At 71.9% G+C, this 5,394-nt stretch carries 6 protein-coding genes; 2 read left to right on the top strand and 4 right to left on the bottom strand.

The window, feature by feature from the left end:
- Positions 1 to 35: 35 nt before the first annotated feature.
- Positions 36 to 1,082 carry a mechanosensitive ion channel family protein gene (locus tag VGT80_RS16170; protein ID WP_327457606.1) on the bottom strand — a complete coding sequence of 349 codons (1,047 nt, stop codon included), beginning with the start codon at positions 1,080 to 1,082 and terminating at the stop codon, positions 36 to 38.
- 131 nt (positions 1,083 to 1,213) lie between these two features.
- Between VGT80_RS16170 and VGT80_RS16165 the strand changes: the two genes are divergently transcribed.
- Positions 1,214 to 1,741, top strand: coding sequence for a hypothetical protein (locus tag VGT80_RS16165; RefSeq protein ID WP_327457604.1), 528 nt, complete (start codon positions 1,214 to 1,216; stop codon positions 1,739 to 1,741).
- A gap of 7 nt (positions 1,742 to 1,748) precedes the next feature.
- Here the strand turns inward: VGT80_RS16165 and VGT80_RS16160 are convergent, their stop codons facing one another.
- The 3 genes from VGT80_RS16160 to VGT80_RS16150 are packed head-to-tail and all read right to left on the bottom strand — an operon-like array spanning position 1,749 to position 4,893.
- Positions 1,749 to 2,159: a Spy/CpxP family protein refolding chaperone gene (locus VGT80_RS16160; RefSeq protein WP_327457602.1), complete on the bottom strand. Its 411-nt coding sequence runs from the start codon at positions 2,157 to 2,159 to the stop codon at positions 1,749 to 1,751.
- A 59-nt stretch (positions 2,160 to 2,218) separates the two neighbouring features.
- On the bottom strand, positions 2,219 to 3,457 hold the full coding sequence (locus VGT80_RS16155; RefSeq protein WP_327457600.1) for a hypothetical protein: 1,239 nt from the start codon (positions 3,455 to 3,457) through the stop codon (positions 2,219 to 2,221).
- Positions 3,454 to 4,893 (bottom strand): pyridoxal phosphate-dependent decarboxylase family protein, encoded by a 1,440-nt coding sequence (locus VGT80_RS16150; protein ID WP_327457598.1) that lies wholly within the window; start codon positions 4,891 to 4,893, stop codon positions 3,454 to 3,456. The genes VGT80_RS16155 and VGT80_RS16150 overlap by 4 nt, the downstream gene beginning before the upstream one ends.
- Before the next feature lie 272 nt (positions 4,894 to 5,165).
- Between VGT80_RS16150 and VGT80_RS16145 the strand changes: the two genes are divergently transcribed.
- The gene (locus tag VGT80_RS16145) at positions 5,166 to 5,393 is read left to right on the top strand and encodes a hypothetical protein (protein ID WP_327457596.1); all 228 of its coding nucleotides are present in this window, start codon (positions 5,166 to 5,168) and stop codon (positions 5,391 to 5,393) included.
- The last annotated feature ends 1 nt before the right edge of the window (position 5,394 follow it).

The following is a 5,394-nucleotide window of genomic DNA, read 5'->3' as shown; positions in this document are numbered from 1 at the left end:
TCCGTTCGCCGGCTGAGCTTGCGGGTCGTCCGGCCTCAGTTGGCTTCCGAGGCCGAGCCGGACGAGTGGTCCCCCGTCGGTTCCGAGCAGGCGGCGGCCTCCTTGCCGGCGGCGCGCAGGCGCTTGAGCTCGGCGCGCTGGCGGGTGCGGTCGGGCGCGGTCCAGGGGCGGGTCTCGACGGCCACCTGCTGCGGATAGGCGAAGGTCAGGCCGGCCGCCTCGAAGCGGGCCTTGACCGCCTTGATCAGGTCGAAGCGGGTGTCGACATAGCCGTCCGGGCTGGTCCAGGCGCGCAGGGTGACGGTGACGGTGCTGTCGCCCAGTTCGGTGAGCTTGGCCCAGGGCGCGGGGTTGGCGACGATCCGCTCGTCGGCCTGCGCGGTCTCGATCAGCAGGGCCAGCGCCAGGTCGACATCGTCGGCATAGTCGATGCCGAACTCCATGACGATGCGGCGGCTCTCCGGCATGGAGTAGTTGACGATCTTCTCGCCGAGCGCCTTGGCGTTGGGGATGAACACCACCGAATTGTCCAGGTCGTGCAGGCGGGTGATGAACAGGTCGAGGCCGCGCACGCGGCCGACGACGCCGGCGATCTCCACGCGGTCGCCGATGCGGTAGGGCCGCAAGAGCAGGATCATGACGCCGGCCGCGACGTTGCTGAGGCCGCCCTGCAGGGCCAGGCCGATGGCCAGGGAGGCGGCGCCCAGCACGGCCAGGACCGAGGTGGTCTGCACCCCGATCTGCTGCAGCACCGCGACCCCGCCGATGATCACCACGGCATACTTGACCAGGGAGGCGATGAAGCCCTGCAGGACGGTGTCCGGCTGGTCTCCGCGATGAAAGCGACCCGCGGCCTCGCGCGCCAGCTTCGAGGCCCAGCCCGCCACCCAGATGGTGATCAACAGGATGATGACGCCGATGGCGAGGTTCACCGCCATGTGGCCGAGCGTGGTCAAGAGCGGCAGCCAGGCCTGCGGGCCGCCGGCCACGATGTGCTGGATCTGCTCGCTGAGCGGCGGGGCGGGCGGCGGCGCGTGATGGGCGACCGCGGCGGGCGCCGGGAAGAGGCTTGGCGTCTGCATCGAACCTTCAGAACGCAAAGCCGGGCGATTTGGCCCCGCAGACGGCGATTTGGGCTAGGCGGCGGCCAAGCTGGGCTTATCTTAGACAGACGGGTTGGCCTTGAGGGACGCTTGGCCTGCACGGAGGATCTATGCGGACGGCAATGGCGGCGCTCGCGGGCGCTTCACTTCTGGCGGCGGCCTGGCCGGCCGCGGCGGACTCGCACCATGGCGGTGGCGGCGGCAGCGGCGGCTGGCATGGCGGCGGTTCGCCCGAGGCGTCGCAGGGGGCGTCGCACGGCGGCGGCTCCGGCGACTGGCGCGGCGCCGCGCCGGTCGGCGCGTGGCATGGCGGCCCGGGCTTCAGCCACTTCCACGGCGGCCACGATCGTTTCCGCGGCGCGCCGTTCGTGTTCGGCGGGTTTGGCCTGGGCTTCGCGCTCGGCCTGAACGCGGCCTTCCCCTGGTACTATGACGCGCCGTTCTACGGATACTATCCGCAGTACGTCTATGCGGTGGCTCCGCCGCCGCCCTACGGCTACTACCCGCCGCCCTATGACTACGGCGCCTATGGGCCCCCGCCGCCGATCGCGCGCGACGCGGGGCCGCCGCCGCCGGCCGCCTGCGGCTCCTGGCGCTGGGACAGCGTCAAGCAGGTCTACAACTGGATCTCCTGCTGAGGGGGCCTCAGGGCCGGGGGTAGGACGAGGGGGCCGCGGTCCGTTCGGAGGCGCCTTGCGGCGCGGTCTCCAGGTCGAAGGTCCGCTGCTGGGAGGGCGTGAGCTGGCCGTAGAAGGCGATGACCGCCGCGGCGTGGCGGCGGAAATCCACCGCATCGGTGTCCATGGTGGCCTGCATCAGGGCGATGCGGCGCGGCGTGGGCACGGCGGGCAGCAGCTCGGCGGCGGCCCGGTGGCGCGCCTCGACCTGCGGGTCGGGGGCGATGGCGAGGGTGTAGTTGCGCCAGCCCGCCTCCTGGGCCTCGGAGAGGTGCAGGTCGTCATGCAGCCGCAGGAGATCGGCGCTTACCGCCTGTTCCGCCGCCAGGGCGCCGGGCGCCCACAGGGCCAGACAACAGCCCAGGACCAAGGTTCGCATCGAAAAGCACTCCACACTGCGCCGGCCCCTCGCCTCCAGGCATAGCACAGGCCGGGGCGTCAGGTCGCGTGGGCGCGCTCGGTGAAGGCCTCGAGCACCGCGGCGAACAGCCGGGTCATGGCCGGGGGCTTGTAGGGATAGAGATCCGGCGGATCGATGTTGTGCACGATCAGCGCCACGTCGGCCTCGAAGACCAGCAGGCGGCCATCCTTCGTCTCCGCGCAATCGATGCCGAAGTAGTCGAGCGGCAGGCGCCGGCAGACGGCGGCAAGCGCCTCGGCGTGGCGCGTGCAGAAGCCCGCGTCGAAGGTGGCGAAGAGCTCGGCCTCCTCGGCGCGCTTGGCCGGGCTCTCAGCCATGCCGGCGTTGAGGTAGTGCACCATCCAGTGCTCGGAGACCGCCAGGTGGCTGAGGAACGGCCGGCCGGCCACGAACACCACGCGCAGCTTGCGGAACAGGCCGTCGGGGCCGGCGTAGTCGACGAAGGGCGAGACGTAGAACTCGGCCTCCGGACGTTCGGGGAGATAGGTCACGAGGTCGCCGGGGAGGGTGAGCTTCTGCAGCCCGCGTCCGGCGTGGGAGCCCACGGGCCGGACGATCAGCGGGAAGGCGGTGTCGGCCTCGAGCGGCTCTGCGGCCTCGGCGCGCATCGCCAGCTGGATCAGCGCGCCGCGATCCAGGCGCACGGCGCCGGGGCAGAGCACGCCGGGCGCATCGGCCAGGCGGCCGGCCACGCCCTCGCGGCTGAAGTCGGCGATCAGCGCCGCGTCGGCGTTGAGCACCGGGACGGGCCAGTTGTCGAAGGCGCCCTGAAGGCCGCGGAGCAGTTCCGAGCCCTCGTCCGACTGGCCGACCGCCAGGAAGGCGACATCGTGGGGCGGCAGGCGTTCGGGGTCCGGCGCCCGTCCGTCGAGGTAGCAGAGGGTGAGCTCGGCGTCGGAGCCTTCCAGCAGGAAGTCGAGCGGGGTGTTGGCCATCAGGTCGCCCGGCGTCATGAAGGCGAGGATGCGCAGGCCGGTCCCGGTTCCGTGGACGGTGCGATAGCAGGGCTGCTGGGCGATGGCCCGGGCCTGCAGCTCCAGGGCCTTCTCGGTCTGGCCGCTCATCTGCAGCAGGGTGGAGACGTCCAAGAGGGCCCCGGCGTCGGCCTCGTCGGCGGCCAGGCGGGCCATCAGCCCGTCCCAGACGACGGCGAGCTCGGCCTCGACCTGGATAAGCCGCATCAGCGTGGCGACGCCCAGGCTGTGCGCGGGGCCGGATGGTGCGAGGCGGGGTTCGGGGGCATGGGCGAGGGTCAAGCGGCGCGCCTTTGCGAAGCGGTGCGGCCGAGCGCCAGGACCGACGAGACCAGGGTCTCGATGTCGCGACGCTCGGTGCGGTGGTTGACGATGGCGGCGCGGATGGCGGTCCGGCCGTCGAGGCGGGTGAGCGAGGGGGCGACCTGGCCGGCGATCTGCAGGTCGGCGACGATCTGGGCGTTGAGATCCTCGGCCGCTGCGCCAGGGGTCGGGCCGCGGTAGCGGAAACAGACCACGTTGAGGGCGACGGGGGCCATCAGCTCCAGCTCGGGCTCGGCCTCGATGCGGGCGGCGAGCTCGGCGGCGAGGTCGCAGGTCTGGGCGATGACCTGGCCCAGGGCGTCGACGCCATAGGTCTTGAGCGTGAACCAGGTCTTCAGCGCGCGGAAGCCGCGCGACAGGTCCGGGCCGTAGTCGCAGGGCCACCAGTCGCCGCCCGCCAGGCCGCGGTCGGCGCGGCTGAGGTAGGCGGCCTCGCCGGCGAAGGCGCTGCGGTGCAGCTCGGCGTCGCGGACCAGCAGGAAGCCGGCGTCGTAGGGGGTCTGGCCCCACTTGTGCCAGTCGAAGGCGATGGAACAGGCGCGCTCCAGGCCCTTGAACTTCGGGGCAAGCGAGGGCGCCAGCACGCCGAGCGCGCCCAAGGCGCCGTCCACGTGGAAGTGGAGGTCCTCAGCCGCCGCCAGATCGGCGAGGCCGTCGAGGTCGTCGACGGCGCCGATGTCGACCGTGCCGGCCGAGCCGACGATCAGGAAGGGCCGCAGGCCGGCGGCGCGGTCGGCGGCGATCGCCTGGGCCAGCACGTCGATGCGGATGGCGCCGGCCGCGTCGGTGGGGACCAGCCGCAGCTGGCCCGCGCCGATCCCGGACATGTCCATGGCGCGGCTGACGCAGCCGTGCACGGCGCGCGAGGCGTAGGCGATCAGGGGCGCGGCTCCGACGCCGGCCGTTCGGACCGAGGGACCCAGCGCCCGCAGCCGGGCGATCAGCACGGCCATGAAATTGGCCTGCGAGGCGCCGGTGACGAAGAGGCCGCTGGCGGTCTGCGGGAAGCCGAACATCTGGCGGGTCCAGGCCAGCACCTGCTGCTCGACCTCGAGCGCCATGTGGTCGCGCCCGCCGAGGTTGGCGTTGAGGCCGGCGGCCAGCATCTCGCCCAGCATCCCGGCCGTCGTGCCGCCGCCCTGCACCCAGCCCATGAATCCCGGATGGGCGTTGCCGCTGGAATAGGGCAGCACCGTCTCGACGAAGGTGCGCCCGACCGCGGCGATCGGGGTGGGCGCGTGCGGCAGGGGCTCGCGGAAGCTGGCCCGCAGCTCGTCGGGGGGCGCGCGCCACAGGGGCTGGTCGCGCAGGGTCTCGATGTGGCCGAGGATGGCGTCCATCAGGCCATGACCCTGGTCGCGGAGGTCGGACCAGTCGTCAGGGTCGAGGTTCACGGGCAAGCCACCTACACACAGGCGCGCGAATCGCGTCGCGCCGTCCCCGCGATTAGGCTGGGCGAGGCTTAGGTCTTGGTTAACGGCGTGAGAAGTTCCGGTTGTAGCGAAGCGGCCCACAACCGCGGCGACGTGAAATGCATTAAGATCGAATTAAGCGCTCCGCGATAATCTGTGGATCAAACTCGGCCACACCCACGGGCGTCATGCCAAACGGAGTCGTCAGCAACACGATCACCCTCCCCGCCCCTTCGGGCGGCGGGAGCGTGCGCGTGTCGGCGGCCGTCCCGGTGAGCGCGCCAGCGCCTGCGACCCCGCCGTCGGCGGGCCCGGACCTGCGGCTGAACATCGTCCACGACCCGGCGAGCGGGCTGTTCGTCTACAAGTTCGTGGACCCGACCAACGGCAAGGTGGTCGTGCAGCTGCCCGACGAAGAGATCGTCAAGCTGCGCGAAGCCGCCGAATATTCCGCCGGCAAGCTGATCAGCACCAAGGCCTGAG

The sequence above is a fragment of the Phenylobacterium sp. genome, from assembly GCF_035944335.1.
Lineage (GTDB): Bacteria > Pseudomonadota > Alphaproteobacteria > Caulobacterales > Caulobacteraceae > Phenylobacterium.
This window is presented reverse-complemented; position numbering and strand designations above follow the sequence as displayed.

Bases quoted from the DNA above. Each gene is read 5' to 3' on its own strand.
- VGT80_RS16160 (WP_327457602.1), bottom strand. From the start codon at position 2,159: ATGCGAACCTTGGTCCTGGGCTGTTGTCTGGCCCTGTGGGCGCCCGGC.
- VGT80_RS16170 (WP_327457606.1), bottom strand. From the start codon at position 1,082: ATGCAGACGCCAAGCCTCTTCCCGGCGCCCGCCGCGGTCGCCCATCAC.
- VGT80_RS16165 (WP_327457604.1), top strand. From the start codon at position 1,214: ATGCGGACGGCAATGGCGGCGCTCGCGGGCGCTTCACTTCTGGCGGCG.